The sequence below is a fragment of the Mesorhizobium sp. P160927 genome, from assembly GCF_057766385.1.
Genome location: NZ_JBYMDW010000002.1, coordinates 120,354 through 142,680, shown reverse-complemented (window position 1 = coordinate 142,680; position 22,327 = coordinate 120,354). Strand labels below are relative to the sequence as shown.

The following is a 22,327-nucleotide window of genomic DNA, read 5'->3' as shown; positions in this document are numbered from 1 at the left end:
AGAGCCATTCATGTCGACGAGCCAATGCTCGAATTTCGCTATGGCCAGCGTATGGTCTACCCGCGGGACGGATTGTTTCTGTTCGGCCCTGGCGATGGAGGACGAGCACCGATCAACTTCGGCGTAATTGGCACGCCTGCGGGAGTCGCTCGCTTTCGTAAGTGGATGGGCTCGGTCGGCAATCTCATTGAGGCCGCCAATGGCGACCCGCAGCATGTGCCGTTTCCAGGATATGGCGCTGCCTTCGCGAGTGCCTGGCCCGACCAACCACCTTACGTCATCGATAGCATCGACCCCGCGGCCGTGTCTCGCGCGCTTCGCCTGGAGAACCGAAATGAGGCGATCAAGACCACTGTGGATCTGTACGTCGACCCGCTGGTGGCGGCCGCCAATCGCCTAGAAGCCCCTCCGAATTTTTGGTTCGTGATCATTCCCGAGGAAATCTACAAGCTGGGCCGGCCGCAATCGAGCGTCCCTAAGGCGGATCGGGTCCGTGGATCGGTAAAGCTGTCGAAGTCCGCTGCCAGGGGTCTGATGTTGCAGCCGACGTTCTTTCCCGAGGACTTGGAAGCGGCGAAGATTTATCAGTATGCCACCCACTTCAGGCGCCAACTAAAGGCACGCCTGCTCAAGGACCGGATCGTCACCCAGATCGTCAGGGAAACTACCCTGGCTCCAAACGATTTCCTGAACAAGATCGGAAAGCCGATTCGGCGGCTGGAGGATCCCGCAACTATCGCCTGGAAAATCTTGACCGGCGCCTACTACAAGGATGGTGGACGGCCATGGCAGTTGGCCGACGTCAGGCCCGGTGTTTGCTATGTCGGCCTTGCGTACAAACGACAGGACAACAATTCCGATGACCGTTTTGCCTGTTGCGCAGCCCAGATGTTTCTTTCGAGCGGTGAGGGTGTCGTATTTCGTGGTGCGCTCGGTCCATGGTTCCATTCCGAGTCGAGGCAATTCCATCTGAGCGAGGACGCGGCACGCAACCTGGTAGAGATGGTCGTCGGCGAATACAGGCTGATGCATGATGGACAGGCTCCCACCGAGTTGTTCATTCATGCCAAGTCCTCGTTCGCGGACCCTGAATGGAAAGGCTTCGAAGCGGCTGCTCCGGGCACAAATGTCATCGGGGTACAGATTTCCGATGCCAAAGACCGTATGAAGCTCTACCGGCCTGGTCGATATCCGGTCATCCGGGGGACGGCTCTGATCCTGCACGAGCATCGCGCGTTCCTTTGGACGTCAGGATTCGCGCCCCGTCTTGATACTTATCTGGGGCCGGAAACGCCAAACCCCATAGAAGTGCGCATTCACCGCGGGGAGTGCGATCTGAAGACGGTTCTCAGTGATGTGATGGGCTTGACGAAGATCAACTTCAATTCCTGCCTCCACAATGATCGACTGCCGGTGACGATACGTTTTGCCGATGCAGTGGGAGACGTGATCCTAGCGGCGCCGCAGACGGGCGAGCCCAAGCTGCCGTTCAAATATTACATATAAGACGGACTTCGATCGTTTGGAACAACTCCGTCTAGATCTGGCCGAGCAGTTGCCTCAACTGCCGATAGAACAGGCGCCGTCCGCTCTTGCGCGCCACGTCCTCGGTCATGTAGCGCTTGTTGTTGACGTATGTCTCATGCGCGGTTTTGGAGATCCTTGCATAGATATCGAGCTCTTGCTGGCTTCGAAGATACGGCCATCTTTTCAGATATTCGGGAAGTGAGGTCTCGTCACTTGCGTACGTGGCGATCGGGTAGTCCTTTTCGGTTGCGACACCGATTTCCCACGGTACCCACCATGATCCCTTGGTCGCTTGCGACACCACTGCAAGCAATTGGTCGCACTTGTCGAGTTCGTCCTGGAGATGCTCGCCGAGTTGATCGCCTTTCTTGGAAGACTCAGGATCAACGACGTCAAGATAGGAGTCGATTGTATGATATATCCAGAGCCGCTTCGCGATCCAGGTGGCGAGTGCGGTATCGGTCTGCTGATGGGAGATGAAGATTTTCATGAATTGGAGCCGTCCCATTGGACGTCGCGACTTATCAGACCTAGCGCGATAAACTGTTGACCCAGGCTTTGCGCTTGCGACACTTCCGCAAGCGGCTGATCCGTTGCTTTCGCCAGGCAGGTCACTGCCTTTTTTCCCGTTGGATGCGACAAGCCAGTCGCGAAGGCTGACGCATACCCAAGGCGATCCATGCCGTCGCCCGCTTCGTGGCCTGTCACGGCAACGCGGATCAAATCAAGTCCTCAACGACCAGCCGCCAATAGAACTGACCCAAGGCCGTCAACTCCACTGAGCCGGATCGCTCTGCAGTCCAATAGAGGTCGGAGCCATATCTCGGCATGAGTAGGCCAGCGAGTTGGAGCGTCTTGAATTTCTTGAAGACCTCGACATTTGCGGCTTTCGCGGCACCGTTGGTTTCCTCGTAACTCATGTCCAGTCGATATTGGGCGTCCTTGGTGCTGAAGAAATGAGGGAGCTCACGCAAAATCGTATCCGGAACTTTAGGCAAACACAGCCGAATGGGATCGAGCCTTGCGGCATGGGACTTGTAAAGCGGCCGTTGTGCCCAGGACCCGATGGCAGATTCAACGTAGCCGTAAATGGCCGCCGCGGAGACCCGCCCTCTGACATCCGCTGCGCCCCCGCGCAACGCACCCAGCACAAGGTCGGTGAACAGGCCGTGACCATCGATTTCGCCAGCGGTTTGAGTGGGTCGCGACGCCGCAAGGATGGTAACGCCTTCGCGAAGGGTGGCTTGGTAGAGTCCTGCGGTCTGCAGACTTGGCGAGTTTCCGGCCGCGCCGCTGAAACAGCAGTCTAGGACGATCAGCACGGAGCGAGTGGGCGAATCGTTGGCCAGTTGAACGATCTCATTCATGGGTAGGCCAAGGTCGTCTTCTTCTCCATCCTGAGTGACGAGAAAACCGCCCAATTGGCTCGGCCCACCATGGCCGGCAAAGTAGAAGACGGCGTCGCCCTTGAAGGAACCGAACAGCTCTTTCCATCGCGCACGCAAGAACGGTCGGGTAATGCGATCTGTCACCGAACTCGTAAACTTCCGACAGTCGAAATTCACCGAACCGTCCTCGTTGCGCGCAAGCACGGTCAAAATCGAGTCTGCGTCCGCCACGCAACCCGAGAGCGGCGAAAAGTTATCGTAGTGATCGATCCCGACGATCAAAGCCCGCCGGTCCATGCTAGAGGTCCTCAAGGAATGAGCTGACGTTGTCCCACGTCCATCCGACGACCTGCACGTATCGGAATTCGGAAGGCAAAGAATATGGCCGGTTGTCCTGAGTGGCGTAGACGCCCAGCACCGGTACCCCTTCCTGAAGCGCCGCGCGCACCTCCCAAAGTTGGCCGTCAGCTTTGGCGGTGTTCTTCGTAACCATTGCAATCATTCCGTCGCAACCTTTGATCCGAGTTCGGCACTGGGTTTTCCAAGCCTCATCCCAAGGACGCTTGACAGACATGTCCACGAATTCGAATGGCGTGCGCTCGTTTCTGGCTTGCCCTACCATTCGCGTGCGAGCCCATTCGTCTTCGATGGCAAAGGAAATGAATATCCCATGATTTCTAGCCACTTGCGAATTTCCAATAATTGGTACGTAGAACCAAACGCAATAATACAGCGATTCTAGGTGGAGGTCTCCCGAGACGGCGGATAACCCGGCGATCGACGAGACCCTGAGCTGTCAAAAGGCGATCGATGCCATTTCTGGCAGAAGGGCAGCCAGACACTCTTCGCAGGCGTGATCGCGGGTAGCCCCGTCTGACCCTGCAGCGAGCATCCGCAGTACGACTTCAAGATCCTTGGGCAAGATTAGGCGTGACACAGCATGATGAAATTATTTGACCCGATATTGCCAGACAGCAAACTTCACAAGAGCTTTCACGAAATACGAAACAATGAATGCTATGCGAAGGTAAAGCCAATTATTCAGGGTTGGGCAGAGGGCCTGCTCGAGAGGAGCGGGGAGGCAAGGAAATTCGTCACTGAATTTCAATCGACATTCAATTCGTCGATGTGGGAGATGTACCTCAACAAGGCTTTGAGTGAACTGGGATGCAGCGTTGATTACTCAAAGTCGTTGCCGGATTTCGTGGTGAAGACACCGAACAATTATCAATTCAACATTGAGGCGGTAATATCAGACCAGCCTGCCGGCGGTGATGAAAAGGAGCCCTTCGACCATCAAGGGTTCAAGGATCGCGGCGCCCTAACAGGCTGTTGAAAAAGGGGCTCGCGGTTGGGGTAGCTCCGTGATTCACTCATTTCGCGAGAATGCGGAGGGTGAATCGTGCGCGGCGGCGACAATCGAACTGGCGAGTTGTTCAGCTACGTTGATCTCGAGGCGCGGGTTCGGCGCGATCATCCACTGCGCGCGATCCGTCGGATAGTGAATGAGGCGCTGGCAGCGTTAGAGCGGGACTTCGCGGCGCTGTATTCGCCGATCGGGCGACCTTCGATCCCGCCGGAGAAGCTGCTCAGGGCAATGCTGTTGCAGGCGTTCTATTCGATCCGCTCTGAACGGCTTTTGATGGAGCGGCTGGAATACGATCTTCTGTTCCGCTGGTTCGTCGGCATCGGCGTTGACGACGCGGCCTGGGATCACTCGGTCTTCTCGAAGAACCGCGACCGGCTGCTGGAGGGCGACATCGCGGCGAAGTTCTTGAACGCTGTCCTGGCGCAGCCCAAGGTGAAGAAGCTTCTCTCCACGGATCACTTCTCAGTCGACGGCACCTTGATCGAGGCCTGGGCGTCGATGAAGAGCTTCAAGCGGAAGGACGGCTTGGATGAGCCACCGTCGGGTGGCGGGCGCAATGAGGAGGCGGACTTCCATGGCCAGAAGCGCTCGAACGAGACGCATGCCTCGACCACTGATCGTGATGCTCGGCTGTTCCGCAAGGGGAAAGGCAAGGAGGCCAAGCTCAGCTTCATGGGGCACGGGCTGATGGAGAACCGGCATGGTCTTCTGGTTGATGCCTGCCTGACGCTGGCCGACGGGCATGCCGAACGAGTGGCGGCTCTGCACATGATCGAACCCCGCGCCGAGCGACCGCAAGCCATCACCCTCGGCGCCGACAAGGCCTATGACGCGGAGGACTTCATTAACGAGTTGCGCTCGATGAAGGTGACGCCACACGTGGCGCAGAACACGAACGGGCGCCGTTCCGCTATAGATCGTCGCACGACCCGGCACGTCGGCTATCTCGTCAGCCAGCGCATCCGCAAACGCATCGAGGAGGCGTTCGGCTGGATCAAGGTCATCGCAGGTCAAGAGAAGACGAAGTTCCGCGGTCGCGACCGCGTCGGATGGGCCTTCACCTTCGCGGCTGCCGCCTACAATCTGGTGCGGCTGCCCAAGTTGATCGCGGTGCCGACATGAGCGCGCCGGCGGACTGCAAGCTGATTGACCGCTGGCATATCGTCGAGGCCGATCTGTGGGATTGCGGCTATCTCAGCCTCTGCGGTCCCGCCATGGTCACCATCGGGGCCGACAACACCGGTGAGATCGCCTTTGGCGCTCTGCAAGCCAGCCTCGATCTCAACTACGGTCCCTCGATGGTATTCTTCACATGGGCCGGCTTCGACGAAATGGACGAAGCCACTGGTGATGGCTCCGCCGAACTACTCGACGACGGCTCCATCGAGATCACATTCGCCTATCACAATGGCGATGAGGCTATCCTCAAAGCCAAACGGGACACTTCTTCAACAGCCTGCTAAAGCTGGTTGGAAAAATCAGAGACAAGTTGAAAATTTTCCAAGGGAGCGATGGCAAGAAGCATCCTTATTGCTCGCTAGCCCACGTCAAGGACCGGCCGTTCGTCATTGCTGTTGCGCCATTCGACAACATGCGATCCCTCATGCAGAACAACGAGCTGATAAACCTGGTCCTCTTCGGAATTGGCGCACCAGTACTCGAAGGAACTGAGCTTAGGCAAGACAGGATAAGATCGATCGCGACGGCCTCCGGCGCGCCGGTTGAAATGGGGATTTTCACGAACGATTCCTATAGGGAGATCAGCGCTGTCATCTTCTCCACAGTCGGAACTTTCGGCAAGGCAGTCGCTGAAAGCAGGATTGAGAGACTGATCAGGGCGACCCGCTATCGAACGATCGAGAAGGACAGGATTCCGCTCGGCTCACCATTGTGGCAGCTCGGGGTCCATCGATTTCAGGTAGACAAAATGAACTATCTAAAGACACAACGATGGGATTTCGGCAGCGACATCATAGGGTCCGATGTGCACATCCTGCATTCCTCGTTTCATCACGAGGGCCATCTTGATGGGCTGCACATCTACTTTAACCCGTACGCGGAAGTACCATTTGAACCGGATTTTGCCTGGCCAGGGGAAGTTTCTCTAAATTACTATGACGTAACAACTGACAAGCCAATTCAAATACATCCTGATGGCGCGTTGGTTTCCCGACAGGTTTTTGAGTTGAGCCCTTTCTGGCTGCACCAACTCCTTACAGGCTATGGTTTTGCTTAATTGGATATTGAGTGCCGCGGTACCTCTCACCGGTATCGGGAAGAAGCCGACCTTCGGAGGGAAGGACAAGGTTTTTTCCATCACGTGTGGTGCCTTGTTCTTGGAACGGCACGCTCCATCCTGTACGCCGATGATCTTCGCCGGGGCTTCTTAATCAAGGTGCTCGACGACCTTGAGATCGCGGCGCCCTATCCTTACTTTGTATCCAGCCATGTGAGGCCAAGCGGCTCGTCGCCGAGGTCTTTTCAGCGATTCTGGTGGTGCAAGCTCGACAATTTCGGCTGAGCCGGTCGGGACCTGCGGTGGTTGCCAGCGCCGGAACGCGCGAGGTCTATTCGAAGTCCTCGCCGAAGATCAGATTCTTCTTCCCGCCCGCCACCTCGAAATACTCCGCCCGGCACGCCTTGCCACGAAAGGCAAGCATGGCATAGCCGTGGTTGTAGACGCCCGGGCCCTTGCCGAGTTCTGTCCCGGGAATGATGGTCGGTGTGTCGCCCAAATCGCCAACCGGCTCATAGATCTGGTCGAGCACCGAAACCGGGACGGCGCCGTGACCGACGCAGCGTCCGCGCGCAAGGCCGGCGAACGGGTTGTAGATCGCGAGATTGTGCTCATGCCCCCAGAACCATGCAGCAATCGCCTTTTCGGCAGAGAGCCGTTCGAACGCTGTCAAAAGCTTCGGATTGACGGCGGTCCTCTTTCCGTCCGCACCTGGCGCTCCGATGGCCGAGAACGCCGAAAAAAGCGGATGATGCGACAACAGGATGGTTCGCCCTGGAAATTCCCGGATGCGGTCGCAATGCCATTCCAGTTCGTCATCCTCAAGATAGGTCAAGGCGTCGGCTATTCCCGACGGGTTGTCGTCGTGCAGCCCGGTGTCCATCGCCAGCAACTGCCAGTTTTCGTCAGCTGACCGCAGGCAGAAGAAGCTCGCCGGCTGCGTGAAAGGCGAGGGGTTCAGTTGCTTGATCAGGTCATAGAAGCCCACACCGCCACAATACATGTCGTGGTTGCCGGAGAGCGTGAATACTGGCATGGCCGCAGCCTGGCGAAGCACCAGATTCATCAGCTGCAGGAAATTCTGTGCGCATTCCGATGGCGTGCCGGAATAGTAGATATCGCCCAGATGGACCAAGACGTCGGCCTGGTCCGAAGCCAGCGCTTTCAGCACCTCGACGGCCGGACGGGCGCCTGTGCCCCAGTCCGCGAGCAGCCCGATACTCGCATCCGCCTTGATTTCGATGACCTGGGCGCCGGTCTGAGCCGGCCTGATATACGGAATCGGCTTTCGCTTGCCGCTGGCGTCGAAATAGGACCTGTACTCCCTGAGCGTTCCAAGCCAGGCCGGGTCGCAGGTTCCCGTGGTGAACTCGTCTTCCAATGCGACGATCGAGGCCTGATTGCCGAGGGCGACGGCCTTGAGGTAGCGCAGACCCCACTCCGCGCAGGCGCGTGCGATTCCGAGCTTTGAGAGATCGCGTGCGGCAGGTGTTGCATCGTCTTCTTCACCGCGCTCGCGTCGAGCGATCGATGTGGCGATTGCCTCCAGGTCGCTCTTGGCGGAAGACGCGATCTGGCTGCGTGGACCGCCGCGCGACGCGGATTGCTGGTCGATTTTTTTGCCGACATCGACGGCGGCTGACTGGAAAAGCGAGAGCAACGGGTCGCGGAAGGTTTCGAAGTCTTCTGTCAAACCGAATACCCTCTGGACGCCAGCCAGCGCCTTATGATCGGAAAGTACTTTTCCACCTGCTCCCGGTCGCTCTGACGCTCCTGTTCGGGTAGGTCATCGTAGGCCATGGCGATCTGTCGCTCCCAACGCTGAACCAGATCCGCGGGAAGCACGAGAGAGCCGTCGGGCAACCGTTCGCCCTTCGAGTGCACGAATGTCTGCCAGTGCGCCCAGCGCTCATGCTCGACAGCAGCCAGTTCTTCGATCAGGCTGGCCAGGTCGTTGCGGTGAGCATTGGTCATCGACAAACACTACCGCTAAATCAGCCGTCGGGCGACTAGGTTGCGATAGTGCTCACCCAGAGCCGTCAGGTGGCACGATTTGCTGCTCATTGCGGCATGCCACATATGATCGGCGTCGACGGGCCTGACCAGATTAACTTTCACATAGTTCTGCAAGATTCTGAAAACAGCGGTCTTTGCCGGGTCGGGGGCTAGAATTTCTGCTGCATTCACAGGCTGGCCCGGGCGCTCAGGCTCATAGGCGGGATCCAGCTGAAAATTGTGGCCAGGTTGCGGGAAGAGCTCGGCCAGGCGGCGAAGATCGTCCAGCGAAATCGGTGGCGCCGCTCTTCTGAGCGAGACGAAATTCTTCACGTTGGTCTTGAAAACGGGGCGCTGGCCCCATGGACCCAGCGATTGATCAATATGGGCGTAGGCGCTGCCGGGCGTAATGTCACCGACCAGATTCGCCGCCGCGCCGTTAAGGGCGTCGACCAGCAAATTTGTAAAGACGCCAGGAGCGCCATTGGCTCCTTCATAGGCGTATTGATCGGCCGTCGAGGCGGTCAGCAGCGTCATGCCCGGCCCGATTTCGGCAATGCCGCCACTTCCCGCGCGGTCCCCGGCCGCCCCGCTGTGGCAACTGTCAAGGATGATGATCTTGTTGGCGGCACGCGAGGAGCGGGCAAAAGTCATCACCTCGCTCAGCGGTATGCCGTCGAAGCCGTCCATCGCGTCGCTTGCGCAGACGAACCCGCCCGTCTCGTCAACGTAGCCATGACCGGCGAAGTAAAGCAGAGCGATCTCGGGATCGTCCTTGAACAAGGCCTGGATCGCCTGGCGAAGGTCTGATCTAGTTACGGCATCATGGACGCCGCTTGCCGTCATCACATTGGGTGTGGCGAAGTTGACGCTGCCGTCGGCGTGTCGGGCGAGCGCGCAGGCCACCGAATTAGCATCCTGCACAGCGCCTTTAAGAGGCTGCAGGCGGTCATAGTGGTCAATACCGACAATGAGGGCTTTGCGCATCCAGTTCACAGGGAATCGATGAAACCGGCGATGTTTGTATCGCTCCACGGCAGGGTTTGCACGCCTGCAAGCGCAGTGCGATCCGTTGCGTAGGCCCAGATCCCGAGCAGTTTCTTCTGCTCGTCCTTCGCGCATTGGATTTCCCATTTCTGTCCGCTTGACGTGAGCGAATTCCTGCTCACAAGGGCGATCACCCCGTCGGAGCGGCGAATGCGCGTGCGCACCTTGTCTTTCCAGTCGTTTTCATAGGCTTCCTTCACCGACATATCGATGAACTCGAAGGGCGCCCTTGCATGCAGCGACTGCCCTTTCAGGAAATCGCGCTGCCGTTCGTCTTCGATGGCAAACGCCACAAAGATTACCTTCCTGCTCGTCATGGTGACCACTCTCTATTGCCCGAGTGAAGCTCGCAACGACGTGTGGAACGAGCGGAAGCCTGTCCGTCGGGCGTCTGCTTCGCCTTTCTGCACGCGTGTCTCGACCAGGGACTGAGCCCGTTTCGATTCGCTGATGTATTTGTCCAGATCCATGCTGGTTCTGAGATAGGGCCATTTCAGCAGATACTCGGGCACCTGCGAGTTGTCGGCGACGAACGAGGCGAGAAATCGCTCCTTTTCGGTGGCGACCCCGATCTCCCACGGCACCCACCAGGAGGCCTGCGTCTTGGCACTGATGACCGCCAGCAATTGCGTGCACTGAGCCAGCTGGTCGCGGATGTAGTCGGCGAGCTCCGGGCCGCCTTTGCGCAGTTGGGCGTCGATCACGTCAAGATACACGTCGAGCCCCCCGGCTCGAAGACGCTCCGCGACGTAGGTCGCCTGATAGCTATCCTCTTGCTTGTGAGAGATGAAGACTTTTACAGGCATCGTATACCCTCCGCTGCAACTACGCGTTACACAGGATAAAATGCCGTGCAAGTGTATTGTTGCGAGGTATCTGCTTTCCAACAGCTTCCAGAACCGGGCGGGCAGGGCTGTAGCTGTAACGACTTGCGCGGCGTGCGGATAGCCTGAACTCCGCCAGGTCACGTTCTACGCGCGCAGCAGCCGGCCGACTTCCCCAAGGAGCGATTTATCGCCAGCGATTTCAACCGTGCCGCTGATCAGGGCTTGCCGCGTGTCGATCTCCCCAGCCAGCATCTTCGCCATCGCGTGTGGCGGGACAGAAGGTGTTTGTCAATGCGGGCAAGGCAAGAAAGGCTTGGAAGTCCAGAGCACTCGCCTTGCCTAGACGGCGATGCATTGCCCATGTCCCGAACCTGCCGCTCATACAAAGAAAAAGCCACTGCCGGGCGGAGGTGACAGCGGGCTTGATTTGAATGCATCGCAGGAGGAGGTGCGCCGCATTCAGCGTTCGCATCAGCACATCTGGGAGGGGTAAAGGAGCAACGAAAGGATCATATCGAAACGCAAAACTATTGCAATGCACAAATTTTACACATCGCACAGGCCAAGGCATTGCTTGGGCCGGGCGTCATGACAGGATCCGCCAAGAAAGGGGAATCCGTACAGGCTCTGCTGAAGCGGAGCAGCTGGCCGCGCCAGCCATGAACCTATTTGGCATGGGCATTTTCGAAGAAGATGCTCTTTACAAGAACCTGCCATGGGCAGCTAATCATTGTGGGCTCAAAGAGGGGATGGTTGGGAACCCGGGAGGAGATGATCGATGGATTACGAACTTGGTATTCGCAATCAAGATGACGATAAGCCTTACGAGCTTACCTCCTTCGCAAAAAAGCATGGCCTGGCTCTCCCGATTGCGGATGCCGTACTGTTTGCAAAAGGGCCGTCTCGAACGGCGTGTGACACCGCTGCTTTGGCTTTCCTCTGCGCCATCGCCACATATGCCAGGAAACAATCGGCGCGCTAGTTTGAGAAAATCCCAGTAGCGAATCGCGGCGCAAGTCCGGTTTCCTTGGCAGGTGGCTGATACTGCCGATCCGGCCGCCTTCACACAGGCCGATCGAAAATTCATCTTCGGGCAGGATAAGTCCGAGCGCCGGCTTGAGATTGCAACGCTAGCGGCTTTGCGACGAGCTGGATGCCGGATGTCTCAATCATATCCATGAGTTCGCACCCGTCGAAGCCGACATTCGCGAGGTCAACAACGATCAGTGGTGATCGCCCGCATCTTTCGTGTTCACAACGTGAGGTCGCATCGGTACCGAGGTCAGAACAGAAGTTCGCGGATTGTTCTGTCAGGGGCCGGTTTCACAGCAACGTACGCACCGGGCCACGATGTGAGTCTCGGAGGGCTTCCAAGCGCCGATTTGGCCGGTTAGAATTTGCGGGGGCGCGAACAACGGATGAACGAACGGCATGATGCTGGAAAAACTGCGGGCCTGTTGGGGTTTTACCCGACTGTCGAAAGGAACGTCGCCCTGGTTGAGGGGTTTCTGAAGGGCAAGCGCTTCGCCGACCTGGCGCAGGAACATGGCTTATCGACATCGAGAGTGCGCCAAATCATCGAGAGGGCCGATCGGCTCGTGGGCGGCGGCATCCTGTCCGAGGCTAAACCGTCCAAGGCCTCGCCTCGAACCGAATTCGACTATCCGTATGTGTGGAACCTGGCCGAGATGCACCGGCTCGGTAGCGTCACGCCGCATCATTTTTTTACGGAGTTGGAACGCGCGGGATCGCTGGAGCGGCTGGTTGACAAGATGAAACGGTTGCCGAGCCGCGCACGAACAACACGTGAGTTGGCGCGCCTCGTTTGGCTTAAGGAGAAGGGCGAGAGCCCATGGCCCGCAATGAAGCGATCAAGCATTGCGATCGTGCAACCAGGCTACCCAGTCGACCATCCGGACCGCGGCCTTCAATGCCAGCTCGCCTTGGAATCGGCCCTCCAGCAATTGGTTGAGCGCGCAGAGGAATCCGGCTGGACCGAGGACGAGATAGACTGTGCGCTCCTCGAGCTCGCTCGCGTGCGCTTCAAGAGGCAGCAACCGAACGGTGCGCGCCATCATCGACGGTCGTGATCAGGGGGATTGGTCCAACCCCTGATAATCGCCATCTACTATCCCACTGCCGCCGCGCGTCGGCAACGGCAGCTCGCCTGCTTGGATGGTGAAATACGCGAAAACCTGCACGTTATTGCGCCAAATCAGAGTACATGCTGCGAAGTTTATTGACATGATCGAGGTCAATCGATGCAGAGATCGGCACAGCAGATCGAACGCATATCTCACTGGCGTGAAGCATTTCGCGACGACACGACAGGCATCCACAAAACCGTTCAGGACCTCCTCTGGAACTACGCTGCTTTCCGGACGACGGTAAGGATCGTGCGGCTCGCAAACGACAGGCGCGAGGCGCGTCCGCCACTCAACCAAATGCTGTTCAACCTTATATCAGAGGGTTACTGGTCGAGCCTGCTTCTAGGCACAAGACGGCTTCTGGACAAAGCTCCCCTCAACGGCCCAAAGGGCGTGTATTCGATCCGCTCTGTCGTAAAGGACGTGGAGACAAGCCGCGAATGGCTCACCCGGAGGATCTACGTCGAGAAGGTGCTGGATGCTCAATACGATCTCGATCGACTACGCCGGGAACAGCATGAGAAACTCACCGCGGCGAAGGGAGGGGTCATCTGGGGCGATCCTGAACTGATGAAGAGCGAAGCCGCGCACCGTCATTTCGATACCCTAAGCGGTGTATCCCACTTGGCACGTAGTCCCGATGATCTCGTCGATCCGGCGATCTTCACCCGGATCGAGGCCCGCCTAGCAGCCCTGGATGGAATCGCGGTGCATGTCAGCACACACGTAGCCCATGCCGGCAACAAGGAGAGCCGCCTTAACAAGCTGCTCGACGATTTTGACGTACGCGATGCGCAAAAGACCCTTAAGCAGCTGAAGGAAGTTGCCGACCTGACCGGGGTCTGGTTTGCAAATGAAGGCGGCACGGGCCTTACAACATATATCGGAGACCAGTTCCAGGGCCTCGATCAGCCGGTTGTACAAAAGGCGGACATCACTGATCTGGCCGAACAGTGGCGTGTGATCGATCGCGAGGTCGCGAACTGGTCAATCGATCCGGCGGGTCTCTGAATGCTGCCTGCCTTTTTGTGCTCCTGACCGCCGAGCAGTTCGATCGATTGTCGGGACGAAGCGCACAGCGGGCGTACCGTGTCGAAGATCTCAAGGGAGCCGAGCGTGATGAAATTCTCGCTGGCCTGGACGCCGTCACCTTGAGGGATAACGGAGAATGACCGAGCCTGAACACGGCCACATCACTCTCTATTCCTACCTAGGGGCGGGCGAATTCGATCGCGGTGAAGAAAGTGGCCGAACGGCTCGGCCGACTTGCGTGATGGCAATCGTCGCAGGCAAGGATGGCGGCACGCGGCCTCTGCTTTTTCCCATCACGAATAAGGCCCCGGGACCTGACCGGCGTCGCGTCGAAATCCGGAGACTGAGGCGAAGAGGGCGAAGCTCTATACGCCGGCCTGGGTCATGGTGGACGAATTCAATGTCGATGACCTCGCCACCTCATGGGCTTTGGAGGCCAGCTCACGCGATGTTTCATGGCGAAGCTTGCGGCTGAGGCAGCGGGGCCATTCGGGCCAAAAACATTCGCAGCATACCGCGGGAATAATCATCGCAATGCTCGCTGAAATCCGGCGCGTCCCTCGAGGGGCGTGCAGGATTCCCCGGTCGCCTTTCCAGCCTCCCCATCGATACCTGCAAGAACCTGGAACGCGGCTTTTGCAGCTCCTTCACCGCCAGTCCTAGGCGACAACGCTACGGGCGGTCAGCCCGATCAGGCTTGATGTGCTCTCGTATTCTGGGCGGCCATGGTGTTGCCCGGATGGGTTCTTTGTGCGGACGCCACTATCGTGGCGGCGTCGTCGGGCACAGGAAGAACGGTTTTTTCGCCTAGACCTTGATGAAGCCGGCATAACTCAGCCGCAAAGTGCCGCAGGCATGAATCCGCTAGGTTTCGTGGCGAGTGACTTGGCTCCTGTGCGGGGTCCATTTCCCGCTCTTTCGGCTTAATTCCCTTGTTCCAGCCCGGACCTTGCCGATCAACCCGCTTCGGGGTCGGACTACGCAAGCGTGCCGTCGCTCAAGGCTTCGCCATCGCGATGATCGCGATCCCGGCTGGACCCGACGGGCGCCTGTCGAGCGGGGAATGGTCCCCGCGAACACGGGAGCCAAACAAATGTCGCACGAACTCAGCCTCGCTCAGAGCCACGCCTGGAACCTCGCTCGCACCCTGATGACGCCGGTCATCCTGTTCAAGGTCAATGACAACGAGTACGGCGTTCTCCCTGCCGAAGACCTCGACGGCGACGAGATCGAGGCGATCGCCGAATACTGTCCATACACAGGAGGCCGGCCGGTTCATTGAACCGGCCTCTATGCCACGGCGTGCCGCTTGCGAGCGGCAGGCCGCAAGGGAGGCTGCGCCGCGGCGAAAGCCGCGCCCTTGCGCCCTTTGCTCTTCGCGGCGGTTGGGGAATGTTCCGCCAATTGTGCGGAAGAAATTGACTTGAAGAAAGGCCGGCCGGAAGGCTCTCCGGAGAGAAAAATGGAAAAGACGGATAGAGAAGCGCTGCGCGGCCGGGTCGGCTGTGCCGCGGTGCTGGAGACCAGCGGCTTTACGGTCGACCTCAAGAAAAGCACGCGCAAAGCGGTCAAATACCGTCGTGGTGACGATATCATCATCGTCATCCATGACGGCAAGGGATCTGGTTCGACCCGTTGTCGGATCGACATGCGCAGCGCCCGAACCGGGAGCATGTCGATGCCGGATTTCTCTATAGCGGCGAGTGGTTCGAAGTCGGCCGCGTCGAGCACCACTACATGCTGGGATCCTGCCACCGCTCTGGATGCGGGGCGACATGTTCGCGCTGCGCGAGTTCCTTACCGACAGCATCACCAGCGTCTTCTACACGCTGCGCATCGACGGCAAAACGCGCTACTTCCATGCCTACTGCGACCTGAATGTGGCGCGATCGGCTGCCGAAATGCGCGATGCCATCGTCGAGCGCGAGTCCTGGCCGGTGAAGGCGATGACGCGCGAGGAGCGGCTCGAGCATATCTGGAGCGCCACCCACGATGAGTATCGTGGTTACGCAGGCGAACGCTGGATGCCTGAGCATCGCGGCAAGCGCACAGTGCTCTGTTATGGCGGCCGGCAGCACGCCATGCTGAAGCTGCTCGATGAGCTCACCGATGATGAGATCGTGGCAAAGCTGCCGGTGCATCTGCGCCACCTTCCCCTGGCCGTTGCCGCGTGAGGGGGATGCGATGTTCACTTTTCCCATTCTTGCCGTTTGCAAAGTTACTCGAGCGCGGAAAAACCGATGCCGCTAACAACGGCGGTTTCCGCAATCCCTATTATGGCCTCAAGCCCGGCCAGGGCGAGATCCCCGGCCTGTGGCTGGTCGGAGACCAAGGGGCCGGCGAGCGCCCGCTCGTCCTCTATTCCGAAGAATGCCACCCGATCGGCAACCCCGACTGGTTTCACTACAAGCAGCGCCATTTCGGTGGCGACGACGGCATCGAATTCATCGACGCCGAGCAACTGATCCCGCTGTTCGATCGCAACCTTCGCTGCACGCATCTCAACGTGCAGCTCACTGAGACCGAAGTCTCGCTGTCCCTGATCGCCCGCTAACCCCCAGCAAACCTGCCAGCCCTTTCACGCGGCCGCCAACGCCGTCCGCGCGATCGTGCTCGCCCTCAAATCCAAGGAGATTTTCCATGGCTCATGACGACCCCTTTACCATCGACCTGTTCGGCAGCACGGCCATTTCGTCCGGACTTGGCCTTGGCGTCACGGCCTTCGCGGCTGACTTCCGGCCGGGCGATGAAGATGATCCCGATTCTTCCGCGCCTTCGCCGGTCACGCCGGCGGTTGCAGCCATGCAACCGACGTCGAAGCCTCGACGGGTTCATGGACTGAACTTTTATCTTGCCGGCGATCGGCTGGCCCGTGGCTGGAAGGATCGGGCCCGCGACAACATCGCTTCGATCAGGCTCGCCGCCGAGATCGAGGCCGACGATCGTCCTGCCCCGCGTGAGGAGCAGGAGCGGCTGATCCGGTTCACCGGCTTTGGCGCGTCCGACCTTGCCAATGCGGTCGGGTTCTTGAACCTGGCGTTGGAACCGGCCTGTTTCCGGCGCTGATGCCCCAGTCCCTGCGCGGCGTCTCCCACGTCACCGGGATCGAGTTCGATCCCGTCAGCGCGCGCATCGCCGGGCTGCTGCAGCCGCAAGCGCGGATCATAGCCGGCGATTTCGCCCGCACCGACCTGCCGGCGAGCTTCGACCTCGCCATCGGCAATCCGCCGTTTTCGGATCGAACCGTGCGCTCCGATCGGGCGTATCGGTCGATGGCATTGCGGCTGCATGACTATTTTATCGCGCGCTCCATCGACCTGTTGAAGCCGGGGGCATTCGCCGCCTTCGTCACCAGCTGCGGCACTTTTGATAAGGCCGACAGCACCGCGCGCGAGCATATCGCGAAGACCGCCGACCTGTGCCGCCATCCGCCTGCCCGAGGGCAGTTTCCGCGCCGACGCCGGCACGGATGTCGTGGTCGACGTCCTGTTTTTCCGCAAGCGCAAGATCGGCGAGCCAGAGGGCGACCTGTCATGGCTCGACACCGAGGAAGTTCGGGCCGCGACCGCAGATGAGGGCGCGATCCGCGACCTGGGACGCGATCATCATCACGCACAGCGCGGCGGGAATGAACACTGCATTTCCTCGCGCATGCCGTTGTCCGAATTCATCCCTTGCCGGTCTTCCCGGCGGGTTTGCTGCGGTCTGAACCGGCGGCTGTCCGCTTCAAGGCCGCTATCGCGCCGCGGGGCGGCCGGATCGCGCCGATCTCGGCAAGGCTGGCCCGCGTCCCGCGCAGGGCCAGTGAAGAACTGACCCCGCTTGTCCGCAAGCCAACCTCGCTCGCCTGGCAGGCTCCGGACCCTGAAGCGTCCAGCTTCCGCCGGTTCCTTTTGACCGCACCCGCAGGAAAGACCGGCAAGGGCCGGAACACCTGAAGGGCATCGCTAGAAAGGAAAGCTCAATGTCCAGTTCAACCCGCTCCACCAAGGCCAAGGCCCGCGTCGTCCAGCTCCGCAAGGGCACAACCCTCGAAATGGTCCGGCTCTGCTGCCCGGATGGCCACCAGGCCACCCTCATTTCCGAAAGCTTCGGCCTCTCCATCCTCGACAGTGACGGCATCCGTGAATTCCATGAGCGCAGTCTGATCGAAAGCGCCGATACGCTCTCCGAGGGCCTTTCCGAAAAGGCCATGCAGATCCACCTGCAAAGAATCGTCGGGTCCCATGTCGGCTCCGCCTTTGGAGCAGGCCAGTTCTACTCGAAGGCCGTCACCGAGGCGAAGGATGCCACGGCCAAGCTCGCCAATGACACCCGCGACGAGGACATTGATGGTCCGGTCGGCTTCGACAGCAAGGCCCAACGCAAGCGCGAATTCGCCGCCGAAATGGGCCTTCAGGCGCATGCCCTGCGCATGGCCGCCGAGGGCGCCGTTGCCGCCTACGAGCACATCGTCGGCGAGAGCTGGAAGCCCTACGAACGCCAGACCGAGAACCCCGGCCAGACCGTCAACCGGCAGGCAGCCGATCTCCAGATGGCGGCCCTTGGCTAACTGCCATCGGGCGGAGCATCGGCTCCGCCCGATCTTCTCATACTGAGGCTGGTGTCCGTTCGGGAGCCGGCCTCTTTGCTGTGCCAAAGGCACCCGGCTCAAAGATGGACACGGCAAGTGATTAAGACCGCGCCAATCGCGGCCGTCACGAATGATGGTCCTGCTCCGGTCCTCGTCCCGCGAAACGGCTGCGCCGTCCTCCACTGACGTTGCGGCCCGCAAGCGATGGTTCTCAGCTTCCTCATCGATCCTGCGCGGGTTCGCGGACCTGCGGTCCTGCGCGTGCGGACCTCGTGACGGCCGCGATTGGCGCGGCCTCGAATGGAGGTTTGAAATGGACAGGAACAACAACAAGCCCCGCGTCGACATCTACGCGAAAATCACCGATCGTATCGTCGCGGATCTGCAGAAGGGCGTGCGTCCCTGGGTCAAACCGTGGAGCGTTGCGAATACGACCGGTCGCATCACACGGCCGCTCCGTCACAACGGCCTGCCGTATCAAGGGATCAATACACTGCTTTTGTGGTCGGAGGCGGTCGCGAGGGGCTTTGTCTCTCCGGTCTGGATGACGTTCAAGCAGAGTGTGGAGCTCGGGGGTCATGTTCGCAAGGGCGAGACTGGCTCCATGGTTGTTTACGCCAGCCGCTTCACTAGGACCGAAACCGACGCGCATGGCGAAGAAGTCGAGCGGGGTATTCCGTTCCTCAAGGCCTACACGGTGTTTTGCGCCGACCAGATTGAAGGTCTGCCGCCGCACTATCATGCGGCACCAGAGCCTGCCGCCGATCCTATCCAGCGCATCGAGCATGCCGACCGTTTTTTCGACAACACCGGAGCGGTTGTGCGGTATGGCGGAGACAAGGCCTATTATTGTCCCTCTTCCGACCATGTGCAGTTGCCGTCACCGGAATTTTTCCGTGACATGGCTTCATTTGTCGCCACGAGAGCGCATGAGACCCTGCATTGGACATCGGCTCCTCAGCGGCTGAACAGGGACCTCAGCCGCTACCACAAGGATCGCACGGATCGGGCGCGCGAAGAATTGCTCGTCGAGCTTGGTGCCGCGATGCTCTGCGCGGACCTCGACATCGTCCCTGAGCTGGAGCCGAGGCCCGATCATGCCGCCTACATTCAGGGCTGGGCCAGCCTGCTGGGCAGCGACAAGCGGGCGATCTTTCAGGCGGCCGCCCACGCACAACGCGCGGTCAATTATCTCCACGAATTCCAGCCCCAGGCGGAAGAAATGGCGAGTGCGGCCTGATGTTACGCGCTCCGCTGTTGCAAGGGGAGAGCGCCGAGCCCTCCCCGATCCGCTTTCGCGTCATCAGTTTGGGCGCGGGAGTGCAATCGACCCCTTCGTCCTGATGGCGGCACACGGTTATTTTTGCCATATATTCGCCGATACTTGCTGGGAAGCGGTCGTTGTCTACGACCATCTTCGCTGGTTGCCTCGCCGAATGTGCTGCCCTTTGCGCGAAATCTCCCCAACGTCGCTGAGGGCAAGCATCGGGCATCGATTCCCGCTTTACCCCCGGCACCGTCGACCGGGATTTCCATGCGGATAAGCCGAGCCGCGAGACCATAGAGAAGCGCATAACTCGGCGGGATTGCCTCAACTAGGTCGACACTTTGACGTGGCCGGCTAGGGCCAGCTCGACCTTTGGCCAAATGAAGGATGTGCGGCGTGTGATGGTCCAGTTTGGCAAGCGTCGTTCGCTCGGCAGAGCACATCAGGGTGAGCCCCGCCTTGCGGCTGGCCCCGTTCGGGCGGTAACCCGAGGCCGAACCCCGATCAGCCGGCTGGTGCCGGCGTCCAGCCCAAAGATGCCTATCGATGTCCGCTATGCGGCCGCTCCTGCTTGAACAGCAGATTATCGGGCTCCTGGGACTCGCCTCGCGGCCCGTCATCGTTCGACCGATATCAGGAGGCGGGTCCGGCTCTTTTCGAGCTGTCCGTCGTTCTACAATGACGCGTGACGGGGACGGCCAGGCTTGATGGTGCCTGACGTTAGTCGAAGTTGCGGTGATCATGCCGATGGGAGCTCGACCGTCGTCTGGCCGGCGGTTTCATGGAAAGGCCCACCACCTGCGTCCTCGATGGGGCTGGTCTGACCGAAGGCCGTCTTCGCTGCGCTACGCCTCGTTCTCAAACCCGCAACAGCCGGTCGCGACTTTCTTCCCCTGACGGCTGCACCGTCATTCCGCGCGGAACAAGAAAGCCTCGCCCTGGCTGCCCTTCACTTTCGTTGCGGCCCTAAGGACCACCCCATTGCGCACACGCAATGGGGACCCCGGTGGGTGCGGGCCGATCGCCTCCGGTCCATCGACCGCCATCGAGGTCGCGGTGGTCGCGGCCCGAGAAACTCACGGAGACGACAAATGGCTACCATCGGCACATTCACCTCAAACGGCAACGGCTTTTCCGGAGCCATCAAAACCCTCAACCTCAACGTCAAAGCCAAGCTGATCCGCGTCGAGAACCCTTCCGACAAAGGCCCCCACTTCCGCGTCTACTCGGGTAGCGTCGATCTCGGAGCCGCCTGGCAGAAGGTCTCCAACGAGGGCCGCGACTATCTCTCGGTCAAGCTGGACGACCCGAGCTTCCCCGCTCCGATCTACGCCACCCTGATCGAGGTGGAAGGCGAGGAAGGCCTGCAGCTGATCTGGTCTCGCCCCAACCGGGACTGATCGCCTCGACGAGGGCTCCGCCGCAAGGCGGGGCCTTCGGCCGTTCCCAAACCAAGCCCGCAGGCGGAACGAGAAAGCGTGACGAAGCGATGGCTGCGGAGCAGGGGCTCGGGTCCCGTCTTCTGGTCGCGTCTCAGTTGGGATCAGTCGTTGTGAGGAGTCCTGATCGCCTTGGCCGACCCGAAGGCCTCCTATTCAGTTTCAGGCGAAGAGGCTTCAAGCGCCAGCACATCCAGCCCCTCAATCTCCTGCATCACTTTTCCGGCGATACCCTGCAAGTCACCATACATGCCGACAGTCGACTCGATCACCCCTTGGATCTGCGCCTCGCGCTTGGCCCACAGGCGTGTTGTGACCTTGCGTTCCTTGGCGAGGTCCTCCTGCATATCCGAGAATTTCTCTACGATCGCCTCGACACGGTGGCGGAAGCGCGGACCGGTCAGATAGCCGTAGACCTGTTCCATTTTTGTGGCCTGGCCGTCCTGGACGAGGCGGGAGTTCGCCAGTTCGATCAGGGATTGCCGAAGCATGATGGCGATCGGGATCGCACACTTGGGATGGGCGACATAAACTCCGTCCACAAGATCGAAGGTTTCCACGCCGGGAGGCAGCGCTTCCGAGATCATCAGCGCAATATCCGCTTTCGCGGCTCGTTGATCTCCTCTGAGTTTCCCAAGCCAGCCCTGGCTCCAGTTCTTGGTGCGTTTCGATTCCCACAAAATGGCGCCGCATGGCTGGCCGGCGGGTCCGACCACGCGGTGCAGGACATCTCCGCCGAACTCGCCCTTGGCGACCGGTTCGATGGTGTCCATCGGGAACCGGCTGGCAATGAGGGACTCGAGCTCAAGCTCGAGGACCTCGCCCTGCAGCTGCTGAGAACCCTGTTCCGCACGGCGCTTCAGCTCCTCGATCTGACGCTGCATGCCGGCGATCTGTTCTTCTTTTTCCGCAACCTTCATTTTGAGGCCGTCTTCGGCTTCGGACCTCGCCTTTACGCGAACGGCGTCCAATCCCTCCTGGATCTTCCTTTCGATGGTCAGCGCCATCTCGCGCTTTTCATCGTCAAGCGCACGCTGCTGTTTGAGAAATTCCGCCTGTTGCTGCTGGGCCTCGGCGAGCTTTTCGTCGCGCGCCTTCAACGTCGCCTCCAGCTCGGCTAGCTTGTTATCCCTGTCCTCCAGATCTACCGAAAGCAGCAATTTTGCCTTGCGGGCTTCCTCGACAGCGATTGCGGCACGCTCAAGCTTGATTTGCTCAGCCACCTGGTTGCCGATGTCCTCTTTGGCGGCGTCGATCGCGGCCCGCTCACGTTTAAGCTCTTCCTCCCGGGCCGCCATGGACGCGTTGCTCTGCTCCAAACGCCGTTCATAGTCCTCGCGAGTCGCGGCAATCAGCGGCGCCGCGAGCGACTCGTTGAGCTTGATCTCCGTTTTGCAGCTCGGGCAGCTGATTGTCGGTTCATTGAGAATCCTGGGCTGCACAGTCATTTGGCGCGCTGACTCACTGAGGGCTGATGTAG

21 protein-coding genes and 4 pseudogenes are annotated in these 22,327 nt (G+C 59.6%); 16 read left to right on the top strand and 9 right to left on the bottom strand.

Annotation, left to right across the window (positions count from 1 at the left end; genetic code table 11):
* Positions 1-24: 24 nt before the first annotated feature.
* The gene (locus AC3CB8_RS30525; RefSeq protein WP_352727102.1) at positions 25-1,506 is read left to right on the top strand and encodes an argonaute/piwi family protein; all 1,482 of its coding nucleotides are present in this window, start codon (positions 25-27) and stop codon (positions 1,504-1,506) included.
* A 31-nt stretch (positions 1,507-1,537) separates the two neighbouring features.
* On the opposite strand, the gene AC3CB8_RS30520 is transcribed toward AC3CB8_RS30525, so the two are convergent.
* The 3 genes from AC3CB8_RS30520 to AC3CB8_RS30510 form a co-directional block, all read right to left on the bottom strand.
* A complete protein-coding gene (locus tag AC3CB8_RS30520) occupies positions 1,538-2,017 on the bottom strand; it encodes a toll/interleukin-1 receptor domain-containing protein (RefSeq protein ID WP_352727104.1) in 480 nt (159 codons plus the stop codon).
* Positions 2,018-2,246: 229 nt separating this feature from the next.
* Entirely contained in the window at positions 2,247-3,212 is a 966-nt protein-coding gene (locus AC3CB8_RS30515; RefSeq protein ID WP_352727107.1) for a caspase family protein, read from the bottom strand.
* A 1-nt stretch (position 3,213) separates the two neighbouring features.
* Positions 3,214-3,600, bottom strand: a complete 387-nt coding sequence (locus tag AC3CB8_RS30510) for a TIR domain-containing protein (protein ID WP_352727109.1) — start codon at positions 3,598-3,600, stop codon at positions 3,214-3,216.
* 255 nt (positions 3,601-3,855) lie between these two features.
* On the opposite strand from AC3CB8_RS30510, the gene AC3CB8_RS30505 reads away from it, so the two are divergent.
* The 4 genes from AC3CB8_RS30505 (at position 3,856) to AC3CB8_RS30490 (ending at position 6,520) form a co-directional block, all read left to right on the top strand.
* Positions 3,856-4,251, top strand: coding sequence for a hypothetical protein (locus AC3CB8_RS30505; RefSeq protein ID WP_352727112.1), 396 nt, complete (start codon positions 3,856-3,858; stop codon positions 4,249-4,251).
* A 66-nt stretch (positions 4,252-4,317) separates the two neighbouring features.
* The gene (locus AC3CB8_RS30500) at positions 4,318-5,406 is read left to right on the top strand and encodes an IS5 family transposase (protein WP_352727456.1); all 1,089 of its coding nucleotides are present in this window, start codon (positions 4,318-4,320) and stop codon (positions 5,404-5,406) included.
* Positions 5,403-5,747, top strand: a complete 345-nt coding sequence (locus AC3CB8_RS30495) for a hypothetical protein (RefSeq protein WP_019859992.1) — start codon at positions 5,403-5,405, stop codon at positions 5,745-5,747. The genes AC3CB8_RS30500 and AC3CB8_RS30495 overlap by 4 nt, the downstream gene beginning before the upstream one ends.
* Positions 5,748-5,773: 26 nt before the next feature.
* Positions 5,774-6,520: a hypothetical protein gene (locus AC3CB8_RS30490; RefSeq protein ID WP_352726765.1), complete on the top strand. Its 747-nt coding sequence runs from the start codon at positions 5,774-5,776 to the stop codon at positions 6,518-6,520.
* A 331-nt stretch (positions 6,521-6,851) separates the two neighbouring features.
* On the opposite strand, the gene AC3CB8_RS30485 is transcribed toward AC3CB8_RS30490, so the two are convergent.
* Genes AC3CB8_RS30485 through AC3CB8_RS30465 form a run of 5 tightly spaced genes read right to left on the bottom strand, consistent with a single transcriptional unit; the run spans position 6,852 to position 10,368 of the window.
* The gene (locus AC3CB8_RS30485) at positions 6,852-8,213 is read right to left on the bottom strand and encodes a metallophosphoesterase family protein (protein WP_352726767.1); all 1,362 of its coding nucleotides are present in this window, start codon (positions 8,211-8,213) and stop codon (positions 6,852-6,854) included.
* The gene (locus AC3CB8_RS30480) at positions 8,210-8,494 is read right to left on the bottom strand and encodes a hypothetical protein (RefSeq protein WP_352726769.1); all 285 of its coding nucleotides are present in this window, start codon (positions 8,492-8,494) and stop codon (positions 8,210-8,212) included. The genes AC3CB8_RS30485 and AC3CB8_RS30480 overlap by 4 nt, the downstream gene beginning before the upstream one ends.
* Before the next feature lie 15 nt (positions 8,495-8,509).
* Entirely contained in the window at positions 8,510-9,502 is a 993-nt protein-coding gene (locus AC3CB8_RS30475; protein WP_352726771.1) for a caspase family protein, read from the bottom strand.
* Positions 9,503-9,507: 5 nt separating this feature from the next.
* On the bottom strand, positions 9,508-9,879 hold the full coding sequence (locus tag AC3CB8_RS30470; protein WP_292519550.1) for a TIR domain-containing protein: 372 nt from the start codon (positions 9,877-9,879) through the stop codon (positions 9,508-9,510).
* A 12-nt stretch (positions 9,880-9,891) separates the two neighbouring features.
* Positions 9,892-10,368: a toll/interleukin-1 receptor domain-containing protein gene (locus tag AC3CB8_RS30465; RefSeq protein WP_292519461.1), complete on the bottom strand. Its 477-nt coding sequence runs from the start codon at positions 10,366-10,368 to the stop codon at positions 9,892-9,894.
* A 799-nt stretch (positions 10,369-11,167) separates the two neighbouring features.
* Here AC3CB8_RS30465 and AC3CB8_RS30460 point away from each other — a divergent pair.
* The 11 genes and pseudogenes from AC3CB8_RS30460 to AC3CB8_RS30410 all read left to right on the top strand — a co-directional run bounded on the left by AC3CB8_RS30460 (position 11,168) and on the right by AC3CB8_RS30410 (position 20,808).
* Positions 11,168-11,371 (top strand): hypothetical protein, encoded by a 204-nt coding sequence (locus AC3CB8_RS30460; protein ID WP_352726774.1) that lies wholly within the window; start codon positions 11,168-11,170, stop codon positions 11,369-11,371.
* 436 nt (positions 11,372-11,807) lie between these two features.
* Entirely contained in the window at positions 11,808-12,479 is a 672-nt protein-coding gene (locus AC3CB8_RS30455; protein WP_352726776.1) for a hypothetical protein, read from the top strand.
* A gap of 171 nt (positions 12,480-12,650) precedes the next feature.
* Positions 12,651-13,547 (top strand): AbiU2 domain-containing protein, encoded by an 897-nt coding sequence (locus AC3CB8_RS30450; RefSeq protein WP_352726778.1) that lies wholly within the window; start codon positions 12,651-12,653, stop codon positions 13,545-13,547.
* Between the two features lie 1,114 nt (positions 13,548-14,661).
* Positions 14,662-14,850 carry a hypothetical protein gene (locus AC3CB8_RS30445; protein WP_352726780.1) on the top strand — a complete coding sequence of 63 codons (189 nt, stop codon included), beginning with the start codon at positions 14,662-14,664 and terminating at the stop codon, positions 14,848-14,850.
* Positions 14,851-15,030: 180 nt separating this feature from the next.
* Positions 15,031-15,212 (top strand): annotated as a pseudogene (locus AC3CB8_RS30440) (hypothetical protein); the annotation flags it as partial.
* Positions 15,204-15,742: pseudogene (locus tag AC3CB8_RS30435) on the top strand (DUF1419 domain-containing protein). The pseudogenes AC3CB8_RS30440 and AC3CB8_RS30435, both read left to right, overlap by 9 nt.
* Positions 15,743-15,752: 10 nt before the next feature.
* Positions 15,753-16,122 (top strand): annotated as a pseudogene (locus AC3CB8_RS30430) (DUF3085 domain-containing protein).
* 86 nt (positions 16,123-16,208) lie between these two features.
* Positions 16,209-17,156: pseudogene (locus AC3CB8_RS30425) on the top strand (Eco57I restriction-modification methylase domain-containing protein); the annotation flags it as partial.
* Positions 17,157-17,532: 376 nt separating this feature from the next.
* Positions 17,533-18,120, top strand: a complete 588-nt coding sequence (locus AC3CB8_RS30420; protein ID WP_352726782.1) for a hypothetical protein — start codon at positions 17,533-17,535, stop codon at positions 18,118-18,120.
* 334 nt (positions 18,121-18,454) lie between these two features.
* Positions 18,455-19,381: an ArdC family protein gene (locus AC3CB8_RS30415; RefSeq protein ID WP_352726865.1), complete on the top strand. Its 927-nt coding sequence runs from the start codon at positions 18,455-18,457 to the stop codon at positions 19,379-19,381.
* 1,118 nt (positions 19,382-20,499) lie between these two features.
* Entirely contained in the window at positions 20,500-20,808 is a 309-nt protein-coding gene (locus AC3CB8_RS30410) for a DUF736 domain-containing protein (RefSeq protein ID WP_023819777.1), read from the top strand.
* 191 nt (positions 20,809-20,999) lie between these two features.
* Here AC3CB8_RS30410 and AC3CB8_RS30405 read toward each other — a convergent pair whose 3' ends face one another.
* On the bottom strand, positions 21,000-22,295 hold the full coding sequence (locus AC3CB8_RS30405; protein ID WP_352726784.1) for a DUF2130 domain-containing protein: 1,296 nt from the start codon (positions 22,293-22,295) through the stop codon (positions 21,000-21,002).
* Between the last annotated feature and the right edge of the window lie 32 nt (positions 22,296-22,327).

What these genes read in the sequence shown, in the direction of transcription:
- AC3CB8_RS30525 (WP_352727102.1), top strand. Translation starts at nt 25, where the DNA reads ATGCTCGAATTTCGCTATGGCCAGCGTATGGTCTACCCGCGGGACGGA.
- AC3CB8_RS30520 (WP_352727104.1), bottom strand. Translation starts at nt 2,017, where the DNA reads ATGAAAATCTTCATCTCCCATCAGCAGACCGATACCGCACTCGCCACC.
- AC3CB8_RS30515 (WP_352727107.1), bottom strand. Translation starts at nt 3,212, where the DNA reads ATGGACCGGCGGGCTTTGATCGTCGGGATCGATCACTACGATAACTTT.
- AC3CB8_RS30505 (WP_352727112.1), top strand. Translation starts at nt 3,856, where the DNA reads ATGATGAAATTATTTGACCCGATATTGCCAGACAGCAAACTTCACAAG.
- AC3CB8_RS30495 (WP_019859992.1), top strand. Translation starts at nt 5,403, where the DNA reads ATGAGCGCGCCGGCGGACTGCAAGCTGATTGACCGCTGGCATATCGTC.
- AC3CB8_RS30480 (WP_352726769.1), bottom strand. Translation starts at nt 8,494, where the DNA reads ATGACCAATGCTCACCGCAACGACCTGGCCAGCCTGATCGAAGAACTG.
- AC3CB8_RS30475 (WP_352726771.1), bottom strand. Translation starts at nt 9,502, where the DNA reads ATGCGCAAAGCCCTCATTGTCGGTATTGACCACTATGACCGCCTGCAG.
- AC3CB8_RS30470 (WP_292519550.1), bottom strand. Translation starts at nt 9,879, where the DNA reads ATGACGAGCAGGAAGGTAATCTTTGTGGCGTTTGCCATCGAAGACGAA.
- AC3CB8_RS30465 (WP_292519461.1), bottom strand. Translation starts at nt 10,368, where the DNA reads ATGCCTGTAAAAGTCTTCATCTCTCACAAGCAAGAGGATAGCTATCAG.
- AC3CB8_RS30460 (WP_352726774.1), top strand. Translation starts at nt 11,168, where the DNA reads ATGGATTACGAACTTGGTATTCGCAATCAAGATGACGATAAGCCTTAC.
- AC3CB8_RS30455 (WP_352726776.1), top strand. Translation starts at nt 11,808, where the DNA reads ATGAACGAACGGCATGATGCTGGAAAAACTGCGGGCCTGTTGGGGTTT.
- AC3CB8_RS30450 (WP_352726778.1), top strand. Translation starts at nt 12,651, where the DNA reads ATGCAGAGATCGGCACAGCAGATCGAACGCATATCTCACTGGCGTGAA.
- AC3CB8_RS30445 (WP_352726780.1), top strand. Translation starts at nt 14,662, where the DNA reads ATGTCGCACGAACTCAGCCTCGCTCAGAGCCACGCCTGGAACCTCGCT.
- AC3CB8_RS30420 (WP_352726782.1), top strand. Translation starts at nt 17,533, where the DNA reads ATGTCCAGTTCAACCCGCTCCACCAAGGCCAAGGCCCGCGTCGTCCAG.
- AC3CB8_RS30415 (WP_352726865.1), top strand. Translation starts at nt 18,455, where the DNA reads ATGGACAGGAACAACAACAAGCCCCGCGTCGACATCTACGCGAAAATC.
- AC3CB8_RS30410 (WP_023819777.1), top strand. Translation starts at nt 20,500, where the DNA reads ATGGCTACCATCGGCACATTCACCTCAAACGGCAACGGCTTTTCCGGA.
- AC3CB8_RS30405 (WP_352726784.1), bottom strand. Translation starts at nt 22,295, where the DNA reads ATGACTGTGCAGCCCAGGATTCTCAATGAACCGACAATCAGCTGCCCG.